Here is a 20,842-nt window from a genome sequence, read left to right as displayed (position 1 = left end):
GCCCCGACACGCCCATCCCTCACCGAGCCGCGGCTACGCCGACGCGAGCGGCGGCCTGGGGCACCCGCCCGTCCCCGCCCGCACGCCCACTCGGACCAGCCCGGCCCCCGTCCGAGGGGCCGTCCGCCGACCGCCGCGACGGCCTCCGCACCCGGCCGGATTAACCCTTTTGGGTTGGGCCTGGGGTCAACCATTGATCATTTAGTAGGCATTGGCTGCCACCCGCACTACGCTGCGGCCATGAGCATGCTGACGCCTCCCGGCATGGGCGGAAAGTACCGCATCACGGGCGACTGCTACCCGCGTATGCGTCGTCCCAAGAATCGCCGTCGCCTCGTGCTCGCCGTGCTCGGTTCGGCTCTCACACTCGGCATCATCGGCTGGGGCACACTGCAGCTCGTCGACGTGTTCACGGGCGGGGGCGGCAGCGCGGCACACGCCTCCGAGGACAAGGACTGCCACCCGGTCGACATGCCGAGCGCGCGCCCGTCCGCGCGTCCGCTGCCGAAACCATCCGGCATCACGGTCAACATCTACAACGCCACCACTCGCAGCGGCCTCGCCAAGGACACCGCCGACGAGCTGAAGAAGCGCGGCTTCAAGATCGGAAAGGTGGGCAACGCGCCCGCCGCCTACGACAAGAAGGTCAAGGAGACCGGGCTGCTGCTCGGCCCCAAGGCCACCAACGACGGCAGCAGCCTCGACGTGCTGGGCGCACAGCTCGCCGGGGCCAGAACGAAGAGCGACGCCCGCAAGGCCAAGGACATCGACCTCATCATCGGTGACGGCTACAAGAAGCTGGCGACGAAGAAAGCCGCCGGCAAGGCGCTCACCGCTCTGGCCAACCCCTCGCCGACGACTTCACGGAACTGCTGACCCGAGACCGAGCCAGAGACACCGGCACCGGCACCGAACACCGACCCCGAAGGCACGGCGACAGGGCGGCGGAGCGGTGCCGCGCCACGACGCCACGACGCCACGACTGAAGAAACACCAGCAGCGGGGCGTCAGCCGGAGACCATCGGTCGTAGACCGTCAGCCGGAGACCATCGGTAGCGGAACGCCCACCGTGGAACGCCAGCCGTGGATCACCGCGTGAAACGTCAGCCTGTGGTGCCGTACATCCGGTCGCCCGCGTCGCCGAGGCCAGGCACGATGTAGCCCTGCGCGTTGAGCCGCTCGTCGACGGACGCGGTGACCACCGTCACCGGCGTGCCCGCCAGCTCGCGCTCCATGACCTCGACCCCCTCGGGCGCCGCCAGCAGGCACAGCGCCGTCACGTCATCCGCGCCGCGCGCCATCAGTTCGTTGATCGCCGCGACAAGCGTGCCGCCGGTCGCCAGCATCGGATCGAGCACGTACACCTGACGGCCGGAGAGGTCCTCGGGCATGCGGGACGCGTACGTCGAAGCCTGCAGCGTTTCCTCGTTGCGCACCATGCCGAGGAAGCCCACCTCGGCCGTCGGCAGCAGCCGGACCATGCCGTCGAGCATGCCGAGACCGGCGCGCAGGATCGGCACGACGAGCGGACGCGGATGTGAGAGCCGCACCCCGGTCGTCGCCGTGACCGGGGTCTCGATGTCGACCTGTTCGGTGCGCACATCGCGAGTGGCCTCGTACGCGAGCAGGGTGACCAGCTCGTCGGCGAGCCGCCGGAAGGTCGCGGAATCAGTGCGCTGATCGCGCAGGGTGGTGAGCTTGTGCGCGACCAGTGGGTGGTCGACGACGTGGATACGCATGGCATCGACAGTAGCCGAGCGGACGCGCGTTGACCGCGCGGCGGACAGCCGCGCACAGTCTGCCGTCGCGGTGGCGTCAAACCACTGATTCGGGGGAAAGTGGGCACGTACGCCCGGCCTGCTGCTCTGGGCGCATAGCTCCGCCCGAGGTGGTGTGCCATGGCTGACCAAGACGAACTCGGCGACGAGACAACGCAGGAGACAGACATCGACCGCCGCCGACGGCGCGCACAGTTCCTGCGCGAGCTGAATGAGGCGAAGGAACTCCGCGAGCGTGTGCAGCCGCGCCGGGCGCGCGCCGCCCGGATGCGGCAGGCGATGCGCATGCGCACGTTTCGCTGGTAGCGCAGAGCTAAAGCGCGACGCACGCGCCCAGGACACCCACACGACACGACGACACGCACGACACGCACGACACCGACGACGTTCCTGCACGCGCGCGGGGGCGGGCGAGCGGGGCGGACGTGGGCGGACGCAGGCGCCCGGTGCGTTCCGTACCCGCCGCGTCACCGGACGCATGTGCGGATCACCGAGTGCGTCCGTGAGTGTTCCGAAAGTGACATGACTTCGGACAGCTGCACGACGCAGTGCGGAAGACCCCTCCTGAGACGCTGGTTTCTGCCACGATTCCGAGTGGGCGGGGCGTAGCCCCGTCTGTCCCGGCACGCCTATGACCAGTGGGAGAGTCACGGTGTACTTCGCCGCACTGCTCGCGCGCACCGAAGACGGGTGGGAAGCGAGCGACACAGAGCTCGACGATGTGGAGACCCTGTCCGACCTCACCGATCTGGCCCGGGGGGCCGCGGTGGACGAGGACACGGTGTTCGCCTTCGTCGAGCAGGAAGACGCGTGGTTCGGCCTCGTCCGGGTGGACGGCGAGGAGGACCCGCGCATCTACGTCTCGGATGCGGCAGCGGCCGCTCGCAGCTCGTACGGAACGATGCTCACCGACGAGCTGATCGACCACGACTCGGAAGACGACCTGGACCGGCTGGTCGACCTCGACGGGACGGAGGACGGTGAACCCGACTCCGAAGTGGAGGAGGACGCTGCCGCCGTGTCCGACGAGACAGTCCCGCCGGGCCCGCTCGGCGACGCGGATATCCTCACCGACCTCGGGATGAGCAGCGGGCAGCTGCGCGCGCTCAGCTCCGACGCTCTCGGGGAGATCGCGGAGGTCCTCGGCTGCGGGGAGGTCCTGGAGACGGTGCGCTGAATCCGGGGGCCCCACGAGGCCCCGTACCAGGGCGGCCCGCCGAGGCACGGCGGCGGGCTGCCGCACACTGGTGTCATGAGCGACCCTTTGCGCGATCCTTGGCTCGCGCCGATGAGGCACGCCCTGGAGGAGGCCGTACGGGCCCCGGAGACGGGCGACGTGCCGGTCGGCGCCATCGTGCTGGGCCCGGACGGCTCCGTGCTCGGCCGTGGCCGCAACGAACGCGAGGCGACGGGCGACCCCACGGCGCACGCCGAGGTTCTGGCCATCCGTGCGGCGGCGAGCCAGGTCGGCGAGTGGCGGCTGACGGACTGCACACTGGTGGTCACCCTGGAGCCGTGCACGATGTGCGCGGGCGCGATCGTCCTGTCCCGCCTCGACCGGGTCGTCTACGGCGCGGTTGACGAGAAGGCGGGCGCCGTGGGTTCCCTGTGGGACGTCGTACGCGACCGCCGGCTCAACCACCGGCCCGAGGTCGTCCACGGCGTCCTCGCCGAGGAGTGCGCGAGCCTGCTGACCCACTTCTTCCGCCGGCGCTGACCCGCCACCCGTCCGCGTGCCCCACAACGCCACCGATCCGAGGCCGTCACCCGAACCGATTTCAGAGCACGGCCCACCGTCCGCTAAGCTCTCTCTCGGTAGCGTGTCCGAGCGGCCGAAGGAGCACGCCTCGAAAGCGTGTGATGGTGCAAGCTATCCGTGGGTTCAAATCCCACCGCTACCGCTTCAAGGGAACCGCCCCTGACCTGCGAAAACAGGTCAGGGGCGGTTTTGTTTGCGGCACCTGGGCGGCTGGTCCGGGAGGAGTTGTGCCCAGTGGTGGTCTCTGCTGAGGCCGCAGCCGCGCCTGGCGACATAGTCGGCGTCGGCGCTCCGGACGCGGCCGACGTAGTCGGCGTGGGAGCTCCCAGCGTGGGTGCTGCTGGCGTCGGTGCTCCAGACGCGGGCGGCATTGCGGGGGCCGGGGATGGCCAGGGCGTGGCCGTCGGGCGAGAAGCGCACTGTCGGTATGCCTTCGATGGCGGGGCCGGTGAGGGTGGCCCGCAGATGCGTGGTTCGCGTGCTCCACAGCCGTACGCTGTCGTCGGCGTTGGTGGAGGCGAGGGTGGAGCCGTCGGGGCTGAAGGCCACCGCGCGGACGAAGCCGGAGTTGGCGGTGAGCGTCGCGGTGGTACGGCGGGTGGCGACGTCCCACACACGGATGGTGCCGTCGTTGCTGCCCACGGCCAGGGTGCTCCCGTTAGGAGTGATCACCAGTTTCCGCACGGCGCTGGTGGGCCCTCTGAGCGTGGCGGTCCGCTTGCCTGTCGCCAGGCTCCACACGCGTACGGCGCGGTCGTCTCCGGCCGTGGCCAGTACCTGGCCGTCGCTGCTGGCCGCCGATGCGGTGCTGGGCGGCGCTTTCGGGCAACTCCAAAGCCCCGCACAGTCGTTGATGCCGACCGCGTCCGTCGCACCACTGGGTGGCTTGGCGCGACAAACGCCGAGATGAACCCGTCGGTAGGAGCACGCCGGTCGGCATGTCCCCACAGCGGGTTTCCACGGCGAGCCGCAGGCGACCACCTCCGGATTCCGAACGCGGAGTTGAACACGGAGTTGATCGACGTGCGGGAAGAGAAAGCTGAATCAGAAGGGGGAGACGTACATGCGCATGCGTACAGTTCTAGTGGCGACCGGAGCCGCGGCCGCGCAGACCGCGCTGTTCAACCCCTTCGCCGCCCGCGTGCAAGGGCTGACCGCCAAGGACATTCCTCTGCTGGCCGCCCAGGTCGGCGTGCCGGCGAAGTCCCGCAGTTCGCCCGGAAGATCGGAGAAGTGGTCGAGCTGAGCAACAGGAACCGGACCAGCAATCAGCGCGTCACCCGGGATGTGCTGTACAAAGAGTTCGTCTCCGTGCCCGGTTTCCCCATATCCGACGGGAGGTACGACAAGAACAAGCAGTTCTCCGGCGAGTTCAAGCAACTGCTGGATCTGATGTACAACGTCAACCTCGCCGATGTTCTCGGCATGTACCCGCTGACGCCGGGCGACAGCCTGCGCCGCCTGGTCCTACAGGAATGGCGGGACGTTCGCGGGGGAATGACAAGCCACACGGTCGACGACCCGCATGAGCTGCTGCGGTTCCTGCAGAAGCAGGCGTTCGCCACCGTACAAGACCACCTCACGCCCGCCACCATCGACTCGCGCGACCTCGCGGACATCGTGAGCTTGCGCCAGTCCGATGAGTGGGGCTCGTACATGTCGGCCTTCGACTCCCTCGTCACCGACCCGGCCGCATTCCACGACGGAGTCGCAGGAGTATTCCACCGATACGTCAAGCTCAACTCCGTCATCGTCCAACTCGCGAACAGCCGCCGCGCCGCAGGCGCCAGGGCCAACAACTGGATGCCCATCATCGAAGTCATCGTCAATGTAGGCGGCTCGACCTTCACCGCGGTCACCGGTGACGAAACATGGTCGGTGACCGGCTGCATCGCTGCAACGGCAGCCAGCGCGTACGGCGGCTCGGTGCAACTCGTACTCCGGAACCGCGCCGCAGGGCACCTTGAGCAGAAGTTCGCGCGGGAAATGGCCACCGTACGCCTGGAAAGCGAGGGGGAGTGGAGACGGTTCCACGACCTTGTCCGAAGACTTCCCGGGTATCGCGAGGAGGCGGCTTTGACGTCCGCCACCAGCTCCACCACCATGCAGGAAGACAGCTGGGAGTACTGAGCAGAATGCGGAACGCAGCGTGACACCGTACGACCGGCTACGCGCCACACGCCCGGAGTTGTTCGAGAACCCTCCCGATGGGGTGGAAATTCTTTTCGCACCAGACGACATCGAGGCGGCACGCGACAGCGCGGGAGTGGGCACGGGTGAGCCGGTCGGAGTGGTGTACTCGGACCGTTTCATCACGGTCGTTCGCGACGCGGTGCGGTTTCCCGGCGGCGCGCTGGGACTGTACGTGCGCGTCGTTCCCACGACCGTGGCCCCCGGCGCCGTGATACTCCCCCTCGTCGGCACCGACCAGGTCGTCCTCATCCAGCACTACCGGCACGCCACCCGGGCCTGGCACTGGGAAGCCCCGCGGGGCATGGGCTCCCACGGGGCCTCGGGAGCCAGCAGCGCCACGCGGGAGCTTTTCGAAGAGATCGGTGCGCGAGCCGAGGAACTCATTCCGCTGGGTGAGCTGCACCCTGACAGCGGGCTGCTCAGCAGCCGCGTCGAACTGTATGCGGCCCGCATCGACCACACCGGCGGCCTGGACACCGCCGAAGGCATCCGGCGCACCACGACGGTCGCTTGGCCGGCGGTGGAGAAGATGATCGTCGACGGAGCCATCACCGACGCGTTCACCATCGCGGTGTTCACCCGCGCACGGCTGACCGGCTTGCTGGGCGCTGGAGCGTGACGATGAGTGGTGCGGCGGTGAGTGGTGTGGCATCTGATGAGTGCGGCGGTGTGTGGGGGGGTGGTGAGTGGCGTGCGGTGAGTCGCGTGGCGGTGAGGTGTCGTGTCGGTCGGCGGGTCAAGGGGAGGGGACGGGGGCGAAGGGCCCCGTTTGTCGGACCCTTCGGCACTGAAGTCTGCGTGAACGATCGCACTACTCACCCGAGCGGCCCATCGGTGTGGGTAGACTCACGCGTCCGCAGAGCAGATCACAGGGGAGACGGCGGGATGGCGCAGGCGAAGAAGATCGCCCTCTACATGATCGTCGTCTTCGTGCTGTACACGATCATCAACTCCCCCGCGCGAGCTGCTGACCTTGTCCAGATAGGGTTCGAGGGCATCTCGGACGCGGCGAAGGGCATTGGCGAGTTCATGACCGAGCTGGTCAACTGACCGGTCGCGGGTCGGCACGGCCCGTACGCCTCGCCACACCTGTGTCGTTTGTACGGAGGGCAGCCCCCAGTGATACGCCATCTGGTCCTTTTCAAGCTGAACGACGGCGTCGAGCGCGACGAGCCGCGCGTGGCCGCCGCGGCGAAGGCGTTCCAGGAGCTGGACGGGATCGTCCCCGACCTGCGGTTCTGGGAGTGCGGCTGGAACATCACGGACCGGCCCATCGCCTACGACTTCGCCATCAACTCCGCGGTAGCCGACAAGGACGCGCTGAAGCGCTACCTCGAACACCCGGCCCATCAGGCTGCCGCCGCCCTGTGGCGCGAATTCGCCACCTGGGTGATTGCCGACTACGAGTTCTGACCCGCGGGCGTCCCCAGCGGTTCTCAGAGGACCACGGAGTTCGACGGCCCCTTGCCCCAGCGGCGAGGGGCCGTTCCTTGTGAGCGACTTGCCTTATTTACAGCCACTTGCCCCAACTAACCCATCAACACGGCGCTATGCGGTGCTTGCACACAGTGCACATGTCTTGTGATGCTATGACCGCTTTTGCCGAATGATTGGGATGGGATTGTGAAGGGTGGCGTGACCGTGACGGCCCGTACTGCCCCCAAAACGCCGCCCCAGAGCGGCACGAGCCCGAGAGATGCCAGCGAAGACAGCGAAGGCGCACTGAGCGGCGACGACGGAGGCGGCGGCGAGGCTCCCCACAACGGCACGTCCACGGTCCCCGTCGCCGCGAGTGTGATCGACACCGCGAGCACCGGCACGAGCACCGGCACGGGTGCGAGTGCGGGCACGGGTGCGAGTGCGGGTGCGGTGGGCGCCAGCATGAGCACGGCGGCTGCGAGCCCAGATGTGATCAACGGCGCGACCACCGATGCCAGCGCCGGCACGAGCGCCGGCACGAATCCCGGTACGAGTGCCGGTGCGAGTGCCGCGCCCGTCGGGGTCGGTGCCGCGCCCGTCGGCGAGAGTACGGACGGCGCCGTCGTGGCCACCGGTGTCAGCAACGGTGGCGGCGGGAGCGTCGGCGCTGACCGGGCCAAGACGCGGGAGAGCCGGAGCGCCGACGCCAGGGCGCTGACGCAGGTGCTGTTCGCCGAGCTGTCCGGGCTCGAACCGGGGACCCCCGAACACGCGCGCGTACGAGCCGCGCTGATCGAGGCGAACCTGCCACTCGTCCGCTACGCCGCCGCCCGCTTCCGCAGCCGCAACGAACCCATGGAAGACGTGGTCCAGGTCGGCACGATCGGGCTCATCAACGCCATCGACCGGTTCGACCCCCACCGCGGTGTGCAGTTCCCGACCTTCGCCATGCCGACCGTCGTCGGCGAGATTAAACGTTACTTTCGAGACAATGTTCGTACGGTCCATGTGCCGCGACGGCTCCACGAGCTCTGGGTCCAGGTGAGCGGCGCCACGGAGGACCTGACCGTGCTCCACGGGCGCTCTCCCACCACCGCCGAGATCGCCGAGCGCCTGGGGATCGGCGAGGACGAGGTCCTGGCCTGCATCGAAGCCGGGCGTTCGTACCACGCCTCGTCGCTTGAGGCCGCGCAGGAGGGTGACGGGCTGCCCGGTCTCCTGGATCGCCTCGGGTACGAGGACCCGGCGCTGGCAGGGGTCGAACACCGGGACCTCGTCCGGCATCTCCTCGTACAGCTGCCAGAGCGCGAACAGCGCATCCTGCTGCTGCGCTACTACAACAATCTCACCCAGTCGCAGATCAGCGCGGAGCTCGGAGTCTCCCAAATGCACGTGTCCCGACTGCTGTCGCGCAGCTTTGCTCGGCTTCGATCCGCAAATCGGATCGAGCCGTAACCGGCAAGAGGGACCCCCAAAGAAGCCCTCAGGGACTAATGTCGACTTGGCGCTACAGCGTGTTGCCGACATGTGACATTCTGCTGGAACTGCGTTTGCCGCAGCCGTTCTTCCGGTATTCAGGTGAAGGCTGCGTTCCACGCCGCGAGCGCTACCGCGACCGTCCGCGACCTCAAAGGGGGTGGCATGTCCGTAGATCTGGGCAGCTCGAAGGTGCTCACCACTGACGCATCACACGTGCTTGACGACTGCGACGCCATCGACACTCGCACCCTCTCCCGCTCCCTGTTCCTGCGGCTCACCGCACTCGACCAGGACAGCTCGGAGCGCACGTACGTACGTGACACCCTGATCGAGCTGAACCTGCCCCTCGTCCGTTACGCCGCGGCCCGGTTCCGCAGCCGTAACGAGCCGATGGAGGACATCGTCCAGGTCGGCACCATCGGCCTGATCAAGGCGATCGACCGGTTCGACTGCGAACGCGGCGTGGAATTCCCCACCTTCGCGATGCCGACGGTCGTTGGCGAGATCAAGCGCTTCTTCCGCGACACCAGTTGGTCGGTGCGGGTGCCGCGCCGACTGCAGGAGCTGCGGCTGGCGCTGACCAAGGCCAGCGACGAACTGTCGCAGAAACTCGACCGCTCCCCGACCGTCCCCGAGTTGGCCGCGTGCCTCGGGGTGTCGGAGGAAGACGTCGTCGACGGGCTCGCGGTGGGCAATGCCTACACCGCCAGTTCGCTCGACTCGCCGTCCGCCGAGGACGACGGCGGAGACGGCTCACTGGCCGACCGGCTTGGTTATGAGGACAGCGCTCTCGAAGGCGTGGAGTACCGCGAGTCGTTGAAGCCATTGCTGGCCCAACTGCCTCAGCGCGAGCGACAAATCATCATGCTCCGGTTCTTCGCCAACATGACGCAATCGCAAATCGGCGAAGAGGTCGGCATCTCTCAGATGCACGTCTCACGGTTGCTGACCCGCACGCTCGCGCAGCTGCGCGAGGGGCTCATCGCCGACTGAGCCGAAGCACCCACCCTCGGCTCCCGGCTACTGGTCCCCCGCCGACGGGAGCCGAGCGTGCGTGCAGGCACTGTCGGCGCTGTTCACAGCCTCCGCATGGTGTGTATCGCTCGCTCGCACCGCCCGTACTGCCGGCGTCGCGTCTACCGCCCGTACCGCTGCCGTCGCGTCTACTGCCTGCGGCCGCCGTCACCGCCTGTACCGCCCGCATCGCCTGTACCCGCGTACCGCGTGTACCGCTCGTGCCGCGTGTACCGCTCCACGGGGATCTGCCTCCGCGGGCTTCTGTGGACTTCCATCGACTTCACTCGACCGTGTCCCACCCACCCATGCGTCGCGCTCGGCTCTCGCACGCAGCTCGGCCGTGGTGCCGCTGATCCGTGACCTCGCCCGGCACCGTGGTCGCCCGGTCCTGTGGTCGCCTGGCACCGTATGTCGCTGCTCCCCCGTCTTCCGCGACGCGTGGCTTCTCCCCATTCCGGGGCCCTGGCGTCCATTCCACCGGCTGCTGGGCACGGAAGCGTGCGGAGGGCGGTGCTGGGTCGCCTCGGGCCGTGAGAGACCGAACCCTGGTTGGTGGTCTGGGCGGGGGCATGGCGCCGACGCCCCCGCCCAGGGTCCAGGCGGGGGCGTGCGGGCTGAAACGGCTGAGCGGTCGAGCAGCCCACGGCAGGAGCCTTCCTGCCCGGTACGAGCCAGGTCTGGCCCCGCGCGCGAGGTGTCGTAGCCCGGTACGAGCCGGGTCCGGCCCGCTACGAGCGCCCGGTCTAGCCCAGTGCCAGCCAGGCGACCGCGGCGACGATCACCACTGCTGCGATCACGCCGAGGATCAGGCCCATGCGCGGGCCGGAGGAAGAGGTGGTGCCGGCGACGGGCTGCCGCTGCTGTCCGCCTTCGTCGACGAAGGCGCGGAACATCTGGGTGTTGCCGGCCGGGTCGTGGTTGCCCTCGGGGCCAGGGTTGTTCAACATGGGCCCCGACCCTAGCGAATCTGTGGAATCGCGCACACCCCCGGCCCCACTACGGGCTTGACGTGCCCTTTTGGGTCTTGACTCGGGACCTACGCAGGCTTTGTCGGGTGTTTACCCCAGCTGGCCGGATTTCATTTGCCTGTAGCAACTAACTTCTCCTATGGTTGCCCTAAGCAACTTGATCAGTGCGGTGAAGACGTCCCGGACGGCCACACCGGATCAAGCAATGCCGACAAAGCCGATCAGGCCGAGCTCAGCGCTCGCAGCGAGACAAGCCCAGAGCGCCGAGCCGAGACCCACAAAGAACCAGCACAGGCCAGACAGCCGGCACAGGTCAGTACAGCCAGTACGGATCAGTCCCGGTCAGCACAGGTCAGTGCGGTCAGCGCAGACCAGTGCAGTCAGGACCGGCCGGCCGTGCCGTGACACGAACCCGTGCCGTGAAGCCCACGAAGACCAGCACGAGCCGGAGCACAGGGACCCAGGCAGGAATCCGGTCAGGGACCTGCTCGGGGACCCAAGCAGGAACCCAGGCAAGGACCCGGTCGGAGACCCAAGCAGGCACCAGGTCAGAGCCCACAAAGACCCAGAAGGTGAGGAGGGATTGCCGGTGGCGACGCAGGAGCTCTACCGCGAACTGGCGCGACAACTCAGCGCCGTAGCGGCCATCCAGCGCGACCTCAGCCGCGTTCTGCCCACCGACTGTCCACCGGCCTCCGTCGTCGTCCTCACGATGCTCAACCGGCACGGCGAGATGCGCATGAGCAAGCTCGCCGAGCTGCTCTCCATCGACATGTCGGTCACCAGCCGCCACGCCGCCCACGTCGCGGACCGCGGCTGGATCGACCGGCACCCCGACCCGCTGGACAAGAGGTCACGGCTGCTCCGTATCAACCAGAGCGGCCAGGCCCTCCTCGACGAGGTCGCCGAGCGCTACACCGACGTGCTCGCCCACTGCCTGAGCACCTGGCCGGACTCCGATCTGAGCCGGCTCAACGAACTTCTCGGCCGACTGCGGGGCAGCTTCGGAGACTGCCGGTCCCGGACCCAGCCCCCGCAGTTGGCCGAAAGCACCACCCGTACACCCGCTAAGCGATGATGCGATAAGGAACTCAATGGCAACGACCACACCACCCGGTGTGCGGGGAGACGCGGGACCTTCCGCGGCCGCGGAAAGCGCAGCCCACGCCTCCCACGCCGCACCCATGTCCCACCGGCAGATCATGGAGGCGCTGTCCGGGCTGCTGCTCGGCATGTTCGTCGCGATCCTGTCGTCCACGATCGTCACGAACGCGCTGCCGGAGATCATCAGCGATCTGCACGGCAGCCAGAGCTCGTACACCTGGGTCGTGACCGCCGCGCTGCTGGCGATGACCGCTTCGACTCCGCTGTGGGGGAAGCTGTCCGACCTGTTCAGCAAGAAGCTGCTGGTCCAGATATCCCTGGTGATCTACGTCGCCGGTTCCGTCGTCGCGGGCCTGTCGCAGAACACGAGCATGCTGATCGCTTGCCGCGTCGTCCAGGGCATCGGCGTCGGCGGTCTCACCGCCCTCGCGCAGATCGTGATGGCCGCGATGATCTCCCCGCGTGAGCGCGGGCGGTACAGCGGTTACCTGGGCGCGACCTTCGCGGTCGCCACCGTCGGCGGTCCGCTGCTCGGCGGCGTCATCACCGACACCAGCTGGCTGGGCTGGCGCTGGTGCTTCTACGTCGGTGTGCCGTTCGCCATCATCGCGCTGATCGTCCTCCAGAAGACCCTGAAGCTGCCGGTCGTCAAGCGCGAGGGCGTGAAGGTCGACTGGGCGGGCGCGTTCTTCATCAGCGCCGCCGTCTCCCTGCTGCTGGTCTGGGTGACCCTCGCCGGAGACAACTACGACTGGATCTCCTGGCAGACGTACGCGATGGTCGGCGGCTCGATCGCGCTCGGCCTGATCTTCGTGCTCGTCGAGTCGCGGGCCGCCGAGCCGATCATTCCGCTGCGGCTGTTCCGCAACAAGACGATCACCCTCGCGTCGATCGCGAGCCTGTTCGTCGGTATCGCGATGTTCAGCGGCACGGTCTTCTTCAGCCAGTACTTCCAGCTCGCGCGCGGCAAGTCACCGACGATGTCGGGCGTCATGACCATCCCCATGATCATGGGTCTGTTCGTCTCGTCGACCGTCTCCGGGCAGATCATCACCAAGAACGGCCGCTGGAAGGCGTGGCTGGTCAGCGGCGGCGCGCTGCTGACGGCCGGCATGGCGCTGCTCGGCACGCTGCGCTACGACACCCCGTACTGGCAGATGGCCGTCTACATGGTCCTGATGGGCCTCGGCATCGGCATGATGATGCAGAACCTGGTGCTGTGCACGCAGAACCAGGTCTCCCCGAAGGACCTCGGTGCGGCCAGCTCCGTCGTGACCTTCTTCCGTTCGCTGGGTGGCGCCGTCGGCGTCTCAGCGCTCGGTGCCGTACTCGCCAACCGGGTCACGCACTACATGACGGACGGCATGACCGAGCTGGCCGCCAAGGGCGGCCAGGTTCCGGCGGGGTCCTCGGGCGGTGGCGGCGGTGCCATCCCCGACCTCGACAAGCTCCCGGCGCCGATCCGGACGATCGTGGAGAGCTCGTACGGGCACGGTGTGGGCGACATCTTCATGTACGCCGCTCCGGCCGCCCTGCTGGCCTTCCTCGTGACGCTGTTCATCAAGGAGGTCGCGCTCCAGACGAAGGTCGTCGGGCACGCCCACCACGGCGATGCCGCGAGCCCGGCGCACGCCGAGGCCGACTCGGCGCTCACCGAGCCGCAGGCGCAGGGCGCTGAGCAGGCGAACGAGACCCGTGAGCTGGCCGCCGTCGGCGCAGCCGGTGGCGAGGCCGCTGGTGGCGAGCTCGGCGGGCGCAGGCCGAAGCACGCGATGACGACTGGTGCGGGCGGCCGGGCCGCCTCCTGGGGCGACCCCGCCGCAGACACGCGGCCGTCCGGCCAGGCCGGCGGCCCCGTGGACGGAGCACGCCCGGTGGACGGAGCGGACGCGGTGGACGGAGTGGACGCGGTAGCCGGTACGGACCCGGCGAACGGAACGGACCCGGCGGAAGCTCAGCCGGTCGCCGCGTACGCCTCCGTGGGAGGCGACGGACCGGGGCAGCCCGGCGGCATCCTGGTCCACGGTTACGTCCGCAACGCGGAAGGCGCGGCCGTGCCGCGCTCCGCTGTCACGCTGATCTCCCTCAGCGGGCGGCAGCTGGGCCGGTCGGTCGCACAGCCGGACGGCGCGTACGCGCTCAACGCGCCCGGCTCCGGCTCGTACGTCCTGATCGCGGCGGCCGACGGCCACCAGCCGCAGGCGTCGACGGTCGTCGTCGGCCAGGAGCCGCTCGGCTACGACATCCTGCTGGCCGGTACGAGCGGGCTGGCCGGTGTGGTGCGGGCCGCCGCCGACGCGCAGCCGGTCGAGACGGCGATGGTCGTCGTCACCGACGTCAGGGGTGAGGTCCTCGCCACCGCGAAGACCGGTGCGCAGGGCGACTTCAGCCTCGACGAGCTGGCACCGGGCACCTTCACGCTCGCCGTGAACGCGCCCGGCTACCGGCCCTCGGCGCTGCCGGTCGAGGTCGGCGGTCAGGGCGTGACCCGGATCGAGATCGAACTGCGTTCCGGCGCCCGGGTGCAGGGCACCGTATGGGCCGGTGCGGACCGGCGACCGCTGCTGGACGCGCGGGTCACCCTGGTCGACGCGGCGGGCAATGTCGCCGCCACGGCCAGCACCGGAGAGGACGGCGCGTACGCGTTCACCGACCTGGACACGGGTGACTACACGGTCATCGCGAGCGGCTACCCGCCGGTGGCGAACGCGCTGCCGGTGTACGGAGCGGGCGTCGACGGGTACGACATCGAACTCGTCCACCCCGACGACCAGGCTGGTCGCTGACAGACCCCGGGCCGGGGCGCGCGTCGAGCGGAGGCGCGCCCCGCCCCGGAGGGACCGAGCGGACGGTCCCAGGGAACCCGGCGGCGGCGGGCGCGAAGGCAGGGGACGGCCTGCCCGCCGCCGCCCGGGAACCCCACGCACACGGACACAACGACGCGGGCGCGCGCACGTACAGCCACGTACAGCACGCACAGCACGCACAGCACGCACAGCACGCGACACGTACACGCAGGCGCGCACAGCGCACAGCGCGTGCGGCCGTGCAGCATGCAGCGCGCGTCGGACGTCGCAGGCGCCCACGTACGTACGGGCGGGCGGGGCCGACAGGCAGCCCGTGCCCGTGCGTGCGGCACGTACGGACAGCGCGTTCAGGCAGCGCGTCCAGGCACAGGCAAGAGACACGGCAGTGGAAACGGGAACGTGAGCGGCGACGCGAGCGGGAGCGGGAGCGGTAACGGCATGACGACCATGGGTGCGGGCGACAGCGCGGGCGAGGGCTGGAACAGCCCCGGCGCGTACACGACGGCAACGGCGACGACGACCGGCGGGCCGAGTGCCGCCGGCGGCAAGGCGGAGGCCGGGGCGGGGCTGCGGGCCCGCGTGCGCACCCGCGACGGATGGGCCGTCCAGCACGCCGTGCTGACCGTCACCGACATGTCCGGCCGGCAGGTGCTGCGCGCGGCCGTCGACGAGGACGGCGCCGTGCGGACGGAGGAGCGACTGCCCCCGGGCCCGTACACAGTGATCGCCACGGCCGTCGGCTACGCGCCCGCCGCGTCAACCGCGATCGTGACGGCCTCGGGCCGGGCCGAGGTCGGCACCGTCGTCCTGGCACGCCAGGGCGGCGTGGAACTGCCGCCACCCGGCGCGTGGACCCTGGACCCGGCGCATTCGTCGGTCAGCGCCGTCGCCCAGCACCTGGGGATCTCCAGCGTGCACGGCCGTTTCCTCGGCTTCAGCGGGCGCGTGGAGATCGCCGAGGACATCGAGAAGTCGAGCGTCGAGGCGGTCATCGAGACGGCGAGCATCGACACCGGCAACGACGTGCGGGACGGCCATCTGCGGTCCGCTGACTTCCTGGACGTCGAGCGGTACCCGGTCATCACGTACGCGAGCACCGGCATCAGCCCGGCCGGACCCGACCGCTGGACGGTGCACGGCGAGCTGTCGATGCGCGGTGTCATCCGGCCGGTGGACCTGGACCTGACGTACCTGGGCACCGGGCAGGACCCGTGGGGCGGCGTACGGGCCGCCTTCCGGGCCACCGCTGAGCTGCGCCGCGAGGACTTCGCCATGCATTACAACCAGGTGATCGCGGCGGGCATCGCGGCGATCGGCACCACACTGCGCGTGGAGCTGGACATCCAGACGGTCCAGGGCGCGACCCTGCCGACTGTCTGACGGCGGTCTGACACCATCTGACGGCAGCCGTGAGACCGTCTCACGGCGGCCTCACGGCGGCCTCACGGCGGCCTCACGGCGGCCTCACGGCGGCCTCACGGCGGCCTGACGACCGTCTCACGGCGGGTCCGACCACGGGACACGGCTCGCGCTCGCTGCACCGCCAGGGGCGGCTCCGGACCGTCGTACGGGAATCCCGCCGCAGGCCATGTAGTACGACGGAGCACGACGGAGCACGACGGAATACAGGAGAGCACGGGAGCACGGGCGCCACCGCGAGTCGTTACGCGGGCCGCTCCGGGCGGGCAGGGCCCTCCGTCCCCGCGAGGGGCGGAGGGGCTGGCGTCGTCGCGCCGGGCGCGTCGGCGGCTTGCCGCGCGCGGTCCCGCATCACCTCGATGCCTGCGATCACCGTGTCCAGCGCGAACGTGAAGTCCCGCTCCCGCATCTCCTCGACCGTGCTGCCGCCCCGCGCCCGCATGATGCGGCTGGAGCTCCCGAACATCTTCTCCAGGTCGGGGCGCTCGTCGATGGTGTTCATGACGTGCGCGAAGTAGTCGTCCTGGCTGATCCCCGCGTCGCGGCAGCGGGCGGCGAACCGGCCCTCGATGGTGCTGAAGCCGTAGACGAACTGGAAGACGGCACCCAGCGCGCCCGTCATCCCCTCCATCGGCACGCCACTGCGGCGGATCACCCGCTGGGCGGCGGTGGAGAAGGCCACCGCGTGGGGGCCGATGTTGAGGTACTCACCGCCCAGCTGGGACACCCAGGGGTGTGTGACGATCATCTTCCGGTATGCGTCGGCGAGTTGGCGCAGCTCATCGCGCCAGTCGCGAGCGTCGGCCCCCGCGGCTGCGCCCTCCTCGCCGACGAGGCCGACCCCGCCGTCCGCGCCGGCTTCGTCGGCTTCGTCGGCTTCGTCGGCCGCGGGGAGGTCCATCTCGCCGTTGACCGCGTCGAGGGCGAGTTCCAGCAGGTCGTTCTTGGTGGCGACGTACCAGTACACGGACATGGCGGTCACCCCCAGCTCGGCGGCGAGCCGACGCATCGAGAACTTCGCCATTCCCTCGGCGTCCAGCAGGCGCACCGTCGCCGCGATGATCTTCTCGCGGTCGAGTCCGGCGGGCTGGTCGGCTTTGCGCTTGGTGAGCGCGCGCCCGGTCAACCACACGCTGGTCCGCGGCCTGCTTGCGTTGCTGCCGGTTGCCATGCGCGCTCCTTATTCGATCGCCGGGTTGTACGTACACGATGCTATGCCGCCTCAGCTGAGGCGTCGGAGCGTTCGGCCCGCCAGAGCGGCACGGCGGCGAGCGCTCCACCGAGCAGCACGGCGGCGGCGCCGACCAGTTCGCTGGTCTGGATGCCGGTGGAGAAGGCGTCGTGGACGGCCGCCCGCTCCCCCTCCGTACGGGCCTGCCCGAGCGCGGCCGGGAGCGAGCCCGCCCCGGAGGCGACGGCCGGGAGCAGCGCGGTGAAGCGGGAGTTCAGCACGGCGCCGAGGGTGGCCACGCCGAGGCCGTTGCCGAACTCGGTGAGGGTGCCGTTGACCCCCGCTCCGACCCCGGCTTTGTCCGGCGGGATGGCCGACATGATCGCGGTGGCCATGGCGGGCATCGACACGGCCATGCCCGACCCCATGAGGATCAAGCCGAGGAACATCCCCTCGTACGCGTCGGCGCCGAGCGTCCCGATGGCCGCCAGGCCGCCCGCGATCATCCCCATGCCGACGAGGATGGTGACCGGTGTGCCGAGCTTGGGCAGCAGCCGCGCGCCGACGCCGGAGAGGCTGAGTATGACGATCATCAGTGCGAGTGGCGCGGTGCGCCAGACCGGCGTCCAAGGTCCCGTAGCCGAGAACGAGTTGCGGATGCTGTGTCAGCAGGAAGAGTGAACCGCCCATGCCGAAAGCGATGAGAATTCCGCCGGTGACGGCTCCGACGAAGCGTCGGTTGCGGAAGAAGTGCAGTCCAGCATCGGGTAGGGGACATGCCGCTCCCATGCCGGTTCAGAAAACGCTGAAGCCGCCGATCACCATGAGTGGTGATCGGCGGCTGACCGCCGGCTGGCGGCGTTGTCCGGGCGTCCGGTCCGCGCAAGAGCGAGGGGCTGGGGACGGGGGACGGGGGACGGGGGACGGGGGACTGCTGGAGAGGGAGGGGCCGCGGTGTTGCCTGACCGCCCGCCGCCTGGGCCGCTCCGGCCACGGACGCCGCGGCCCCCACAACCGCGGCGTTCGTCGCCGGAGCCGCCGTGACGGCCCTGGCTGCTTCACCAGGCCTCCCAGGCCCTGCGGACTTAACCCGGCTCAGCGGCCTTGATGAGATAGCCGACGCCGCGCCGGGTGTGGATCATCGGGGCGCGGCCCGTTTCGAGCTTCCGGCGCAGGTAGGAGATGTACAGCTCGACCACGTTCGCCTGGCCACCGAAGTCGTAGCTCCATACCCGGTCCAGGATCTGCGCCTTGCTGAGCACCCGGCGCGGGTTGCGCATGAGGTAGCGCAGCAACTCGAACTCGGTCGCGGTGAGATGGATCTCCACACCGCCCCGTGACACCTCGTGGCTGTCCTCATCGAGGACCAGGTCGCCGACCGTGAGCAGGGATTCGTTCCGTACGGTGGCAGCGGCCGACCGGCGCATCAGGCCGCGCAGCCGGGCCACGACGTCCTCCACGCTGAACGGCTTGGTGACGTAGTCATCGCCGCCCGCCGTCAGCCCGGTGACCCGCTCGTCGACCGTGTCCTTGGCCGTCAGAAAGAGCACAGGGACGTCGGGAAGCTCTCGCCGTAGCCTGGCGAGCACGGCCTTTCCGCCCATGTCGGGCAGCATCATGTCCAGCACGGCGGCGTCCGGCCGGAACTCACGCGCCGTGCGCACCGCGCCCGTGCCGTCGCCTTCCGTCCGCACGTCCCAGCGCTCGTAACGCAACGCCATGGACAGCAACTCGGCCAGCGGCGCCTCATCTTCGACGACCAGTACCCGTACGGGACTGCCGTCAGGCCGGAACAGCTCGGTTCGCCCGTTGGGCGTGGACGCGGTCATACCCGTAAGGCTCGGGGGGCTTGGTGAGAGCTGCCTTGTCGATATCTGTGAATTCTCTGAGAAACCGCGCCCAGGTGCGGAAGAGGTGAACGCGCCGGGCGGTCACCGAGGCGCGAAACCGATGGGATGGACCGCCGGAAGGACCGACAGAAGGACCGACAGAAGGACCGCCGGAGGGACCGACGGAATAAAGGCGGCGGCTCCTCCGGCTGACGTTTCCATGGCATTCGTAAAGCGTCTCGGCAAGGTCGGCCTCTGGAGTCTCGGACTGCGGGGGGACGACCCCGCGCGGCACGGCGAGATCGGCGAGGCGGCGGCAGAGCTGGAGGAACTGGGTTACGGCGCGCTCTGGCTCGGCGGAAGTCCCTCGATCGACCAGGCCGTCCCGCTGCTCGCCACGACGTCCCGCATCACCGTCGGCACCAGCATCCTCAGCATCTGGCAGCACTCAGCCGCCGACGTCGCCGCCCGGCACACCGCCGTCAACGCCGAGTACGACGGCCGGTTCGTGCTGGGCATCGGCGTCAGCCACGACGAGATGGCGCAGAAGAACAACCATCCGCTGGCCAACCGCCCGTACTCGGCCATCAAGGAGTACCTGACGGCGCTGGACACCGCTCCGACGCCCGTCCCCGCCGATCAGCGCGCCCTGGCGGCGCTCGGCCCGAAGATGCTGGAGCTGTCCCGCGACCGGGCCCTGGGCGCCCTGCCCTACCTGGTCACGCCCGAGCACACCGCCTCGGCCCGTGCCACGCTGGGCCCCGACGCCCTGCTCGCACCCGAGTTCAAGGTCGTCATCGACACCGACCTGACCCGGGCCCGCGCCACCGCCCGCGACTTCCTGAGCCTCTACCTCGGGCTCGCCAACTACACCAACAGCTGGCTGCGGATGGGTTTCACGGAGGACGATTTCAAGGACGGCGGCAGCGATCGGCTGCTCGACTCCGTCTTCGTCCTCGGCGACGCGGAGAAGGTACGCGAGCGTGCCGACGAGTTCCTGGCCGCGGGCGCCGACCACTTGGCGGTCCAGGTGGTGACCGAGGGGGACAGGCGCCTCGCCCTCCCCCTCGACCAGTGGCGCGCGCTGGCCGAGATCCTCCCCCTGGACGCCCAGTGACCCACTCCCCGCCCCCTTCCGGCCCTCTGTCCCTGCCCGGCCCCCGGCGTGTCCTGTCCGGTCGCTCGCTGTCCCGTACGGTCGGCTCATGAGGATTCTCGCGATCTCCGGAAGCCTGCGGGCGCAGTCGTCCAACGGCGCTGTGCTGCACTCCGCTCTGGACACACTCGACGCCGCGACCTGGACCGCGACGCACGGGGAGATCAGCGGCCTCCCCCACTTCAACCAGGACCTCGACGGTGAGGACGCGGTACCCGACCCGGCGGTCGCCGGGTGGCGGTCGGCCATCGCGGCGGCGGACGCGTTGCTGTTCGTCAGCCCGGAGTACGCGCATGGCGTGCCCGGCACGCTGAAGAACGCCATCGACTGGCTGGTCAGCACCGGTGAGCTCACCGGCAAGCCGACCGGCGTGGTCACCGCGTCCCCGCATCCCACGGGCGGCGAGTTCGCACAGACCCAACTGCGCGAGACGCTGGGGCTGCTGCACGCGAACGTCGTCTCCGAGGCGTGTCTGCGCATTCCGGTGATCGGCACCAAGATCGACCGTGCGGCGGGGCGCGTCAGCGACACCGCGACCCGCGACCAGCTGGCCGCCGCCCTCGCCGCGCTGACGAAGGCGGCCGCCGCGTAGCGTAACTGCCCGGCGAACATGGGCCGTTACGGCGACGCCGCGGCGTAGCAGCTGCCCGGCGTAGCAGCTGCCCGGCGTAGCAGCTGCCCGGCGTAGCAGCTGGAGGAGTTGTCGTAGCTGTGGTCCGCTGCGGTCGCCGTAGTAGCTGTAG

21 protein-coding genes, 1 tRNA gene and 1 pseudogene are annotated in these 20,842 nt (G+C 69.5%); 17 read left to right on the top strand and 6 right to left on the bottom strand.

The genetic code is table 11. The features are described 5' to 3' along the window. Window positions 1-240: 240 nt before the first annotated feature. Entirely contained in the window at window positions 241-876 is a 636-nt protein-coding gene (locus AC5P1B_RS09330; RefSeq protein WP_493886139.1) for a LytR C-terminal domain-containing protein, read from the top strand. Between the two features lie 227 nt (window positions 877-1,103). Here AC5P1B_RS09330 and upp read toward each other — a convergent pair whose 3' ends face one another. Further along, the gene (upp, locus tag AC5P1B_RS09325) at window positions 1,104-1,739 is read right to left on the bottom strand and encodes a uracil phosphoribosyltransferase (protein ID WP_493886137.1); all 636 of its coding nucleotides are present in this window, start codon (window positions 1,737-1,739) and stop codon (window positions 1,104-1,106) included. Between the two features lie 159 nt (window positions 1,740-1,898). Between upp and AC5P1B_RS09320 the strand changes: the two genes are divergently transcribed. The 4 genes from AC5P1B_RS09320 to AC5P1B_RS09305 all read left to right on the top strand — a co-directional run bounded on the left by AC5P1B_RS09320 (window position 1,899) and on the right by AC5P1B_RS09305 (window position 3,679). Further along, window positions 1,899-2,084, top strand: a complete 186-nt coding sequence (locus AC5P1B_RS09320; RefSeq protein WP_493886136.1) for a hypothetical protein — start codon at window positions 1,899-1,901, stop codon at window positions 2,082-2,084. A 325-nt stretch (window positions 2,085-2,409) separates the two neighbouring features. Continuing rightward, window positions 2,410-2,955 carry a tRNA adenosine deaminase-associated protein gene (locus AC5P1B_RS09315; RefSeq protein ID WP_493886135.1) on the top strand — a complete coding sequence of 182 codons (546 nt, stop codon included), beginning with the start codon at window positions 2,410-2,412 and terminating at the stop codon, window positions 2,953-2,955. A gap of 75 nt (window positions 2,956-3,030) precedes the next feature. Then, window positions 3,031-3,495 carry a tRNA adenosine(34) deaminase TadA gene (gene tadA, locus AC5P1B_RS09310; RefSeq protein ID WP_493886134.1) on the top strand — a complete coding sequence of 155 codons (465 nt, stop codon included), beginning with the start codon at window positions 3,031-3,033 and terminating at the stop codon, window positions 3,493-3,495. Window positions 3,496-3,592: 97 nt separating this feature from the next. Further along, window positions 3,593-3,679, top strand: a tRNA-Ser gene (locus AC5P1B_RS09305). A 35-nt stretch (window positions 3,680-3,714) separates the two neighbouring features. Here AC5P1B_RS09305 and AC5P1B_RS09300 read toward each other — a convergent pair. After that, on the bottom strand, window positions 3,715-4,485 hold the full coding sequence (locus AC5P1B_RS09300; RefSeq protein WP_493886133.1) for a WD40 repeat domain-containing protein: 771 nt from the start codon (window positions 4,483-4,485) through the stop codon (window positions 3,715-3,717). Between the two features lie 115 nt (window positions 4,486-4,600). On the opposite strand from AC5P1B_RS09300, the gene AC5P1B_RS09295 reads away from it, so the two are divergent. The 7 genes from AC5P1B_RS09295 (at window position 4,601) to AC5P1B_RS09265 (ending at window position 9,621) form a co-directional block, all read left to right on the top strand. After that, window positions 4,601-4,783 carry a hypothetical protein gene (locus AC5P1B_RS09295; protein ID WP_493886132.1) on the top strand — a complete coding sequence of 61 codons (183 nt, stop codon included), beginning with the start codon at window positions 4,601-4,603 and terminating at the stop codon, window positions 4,781-4,783. Then, window positions 4,771-5,667 carry a hypothetical protein gene (locus AC5P1B_RS09290; RefSeq protein WP_493886130.1) on the top strand — a complete coding sequence of 299 codons (897 nt, stop codon included), beginning with the start codon at window positions 4,771-4,773 and terminating at the stop codon, window positions 5,665-5,667. Before AC5P1B_RS09295 ends, AC5P1B_RS09290 begins: the two co-directional genes overlap by 13 nt. A 19-nt stretch (window positions 5,668-5,686) precedes the next feature. Further along, on the top strand, window positions 5,687-6,349 hold the full coding sequence (locus tag AC5P1B_RS09285; protein WP_493886128.1) for an NUDIX hydrolase: 663 nt from the start codon (window positions 5,687-5,689) through the stop codon (window positions 6,347-6,349). 266 nt (window positions 6,350-6,615) lie between these two features. After that, window positions 6,616-6,780 (top strand): hypothetical protein, encoded by a 165-nt coding sequence (locus AC5P1B_RS09280; protein ID WP_493886127.1) that lies wholly within the window; start codon window positions 6,616-6,618, stop codon window positions 6,778-6,780. A 69-nt stretch (window positions 6,781-6,849) separates the two neighbouring features. Continuing rightward, entirely contained in the window at window positions 6,850-7,143 is a 294-nt protein-coding gene (locus AC5P1B_RS09275; RefSeq protein WP_493886126.1) for a Dabb family protein, read from the top strand. Window positions 7,144-7,611: 468 nt separating this feature from the next. Further along, window positions 7,612-8,604 (top strand): RNA polymerase sigma factor SigF, encoded by a 993-nt coding sequence (locus AC5P1B_RS09270; RefSeq protein WP_493886200.1) that lies wholly within the window; start codon window positions 7,612-7,614, stop codon window positions 8,602-8,604. A gap of 186 nt (window positions 8,605-8,790) precedes the next feature. Further along, the gene (locus tag AC5P1B_RS09265) at window positions 8,791-9,621 is read left to right on the top strand and encodes an RNA polymerase sigma factor SigF (RefSeq protein WP_493886124.1); all 831 of its coding nucleotides are present in this window, start codon (window positions 8,791-8,793) and stop codon (window positions 9,619-9,621) included. Window positions 9,622-10,388: 767 nt separating this feature from the next. Here the strand turns inward: AC5P1B_RS09265 and AC5P1B_RS09260 are convergent. Further along, the gene (locus AC5P1B_RS09260; RefSeq protein WP_493886123.1) at window positions 10,389-10,592 is read right to left on the bottom strand and encodes a hypothetical protein; all 204 of its coding nucleotides are present in this window, start codon (window positions 10,590-10,592) and stop codon (window positions 10,389-10,391) included. Between the two features lie 610 nt (window positions 10,593-11,202). Here AC5P1B_RS09260 and AC5P1B_RS09255 point away from each other — a divergent pair. From AC5P1B_RS09255 to AC5P1B_RS09245, 3 genes are all read left to right on the top strand, one after another. Further along, window positions 11,203-11,691, top strand: coding sequence for a MarR family winged helix-turn-helix transcriptional regulator (locus AC5P1B_RS09255; RefSeq protein ID WP_493886122.1), 489 nt, complete (start codon window positions 11,203-11,205; stop codon window positions 11,689-11,691). Between the two features lie 106 nt (window positions 11,692-11,797). After that, a complete protein-coding gene (locus AC5P1B_RS09250; protein WP_493886121.1) occupies window positions 11,798-14,503 on the top strand; it encodes an MFS transporter in 2,706 nt (901 codons plus the stop codon). Between the two features lie 468 nt (window positions 14,504-14,971). After that, window positions 14,972-15,904: a YceI family protein gene (locus tag AC5P1B_RS09245; RefSeq protein WP_493886199.1), complete on the top strand. Its 933-nt coding sequence runs from the start codon at window positions 14,972-14,974 to the stop codon at window positions 15,902-15,904. Between the two features lie 283 nt (window positions 15,905-16,187). Here AC5P1B_RS09245 and AC5P1B_RS09240 read toward each other — a convergent pair whose 3' ends face one another. The 3 genes and pseudogenes from AC5P1B_RS09240 to AC5P1B_RS09230 form a co-directional block, all read right to left on the bottom strand. After that, window positions 16,188-17,114 carry a TetR/AcrR family transcriptional regulator gene (locus tag AC5P1B_RS09240; RefSeq protein WP_493886120.1) on the bottom strand — a complete coding sequence of 309 codons (927 nt, stop codon included), beginning with the start codon at window positions 17,112-17,114 and terminating at the stop codon, window positions 16,188-16,190. Between the two features lie 41 nt (window positions 17,115-17,155). Continuing rightward, window positions 17,156-17,902: pseudogene (locus AC5P1B_RS09235) on the bottom strand (MFS transporter); the annotation flags it as partial. Between the two features lie 297 nt (window positions 17,903-18,199). Beyond that, a complete protein-coding gene (locus AC5P1B_RS09230; RefSeq protein WP_493886119.1) occupies window positions 18,200-18,943 on the bottom strand; it encodes a response regulator transcription factor in 744 nt (247 codons plus the stop codon). Window positions 18,944-19,163: 220 nt separating this feature from the next. On the opposite strand from AC5P1B_RS09230, the gene AC5P1B_RS09225 reads away from it, so the two are divergent. After that, a complete protein-coding gene (locus tag AC5P1B_RS09225; RefSeq protein WP_493886118.1) occupies window positions 19,164-20,060 on the top strand; it encodes an LLM class F420-dependent oxidoreductase in 897 nt (298 codons plus the stop codon). An 88-nt stretch (window positions 20,061-20,148) separates the two neighbouring features. Next, entirely contained in the window at window positions 20,149-20,691 is a 543-nt protein-coding gene (locus tag AC5P1B_RS09220; RefSeq protein ID WP_493886117.1) for an NADPH-dependent FMN reductase, read from the top strand. The last annotated feature ends 151 nt before the right edge of the window (window positions 20,692-20,842 follow it).

The sequence above is a fragment of the Streptomyces sp. A01 genome (genome assembly GCF_059026195.1).
The sequence above is the reverse complement of the archived record's forward strand: the minus strand, read 5'-3'. Positions and strand labels throughout refer to the sequence as shown.

Coding starts and splice junctions, on each gene's coding strand:
- AC5P1B_RS09330 (WP_493886139.1), top strand. CDS start 241: ATGAGCATGCTGACGCCTCCCGGCATGGGCGGAAAGTACCGCATCACG.
- upp (WP_493886137.1), bottom strand. CDS start 1,739: ATGCGTATCCACGTCGTCGACCACCCACTGGTCGCGCACAAGCTCACC.
- AC5P1B_RS09320 (WP_493886136.1), top strand. CDS start 1,899: ATGGCTGACCAAGACGAACTCGGCGACGAGACAACGCAGGAGACAGAC.
- AC5P1B_RS09315 (WP_493886135.1), top strand. CDS start 2,410: ATGACCAGTGGGAGAGTCACGGTGTACTTCGCCGCACTGCTCGCGCGC.
- tadA (WP_493886134.1), top strand. CDS start 3,031: ATGAGCGACCCTTTGCGCGATCCTTGGCTCGCGCCGATGAGGCACGCC.
- AC5P1B_RS09295 (WP_493886132.1), top strand. CDS start 4,601: ATGCGCATGCGTACAGTTCTAGTGGCGACCGGAGCCGCGGCCGCGCAG.
- AC5P1B_RS09280 (WP_493886127.1), top strand. CDS start 6,616: ATGGCGCAGGCGAAGAAGATCGCCCTCTACATGATCGTCGTCTTCGTG.
- AC5P1B_RS09270 (WP_493886200.1), top strand. CDS start 7,612: ATGAGCACGGCGGCTGCGAGCCCAGATGTGATCAACGGCGCGACCACC.
- AC5P1B_RS09265 (WP_493886124.1), top strand. CDS start 8,791: ATGTCCGTAGATCTGGGCAGCTCGAAGGTGCTCACCACTGACGCATCA.
- AC5P1B_RS09260 (WP_493886123.1), bottom strand. CDS start 10,592: ATGTTGAACAACCCTGGCCCCGAGGGCAACCACGACCCGGCCGGCAAC.
- AC5P1B_RS09250 (WP_493886121.1), top strand. CDS start 11,798: ATGTCCCACCGGCAGATCATGGAGGCGCTGTCCGGGCTGCTGCTCGGC.
- AC5P1B_RS09245 (WP_493886199.1), top strand. CDS start 14,972: ATGGGTGCGGGCGACAGCGCGGGCGAGGGCTGGAACAGCCCCGGCGCG.
- AC5P1B_RS09240 (WP_493886120.1), bottom strand. CDS start 17,114: ATGGCAACCGGCAGCAACGCAAGCAGGCCGCGGACCAGCGTGTGGTTG.
- AC5P1B_RS09230 (WP_493886119.1), bottom strand. CDS start 18,943: ATGACCGCGTCCACGCCCAACGGGCGAACCGAGCTGTTCCGGCCTGAC.
- AC5P1B_RS09225 (WP_493886118.1), top strand. CDS start 19,164: ATGGCATTCGTAAAGCGTCTCGGCAAGGTCGGCCTCTGGAGTCTCGGA.
- AC5P1B_RS09220 (WP_493886117.1), top strand. CDS start 20,149: ATGAGGATTCTCGCGATCTCCGGAAGCCTGCGGGCGCAGTCGTCCAAC.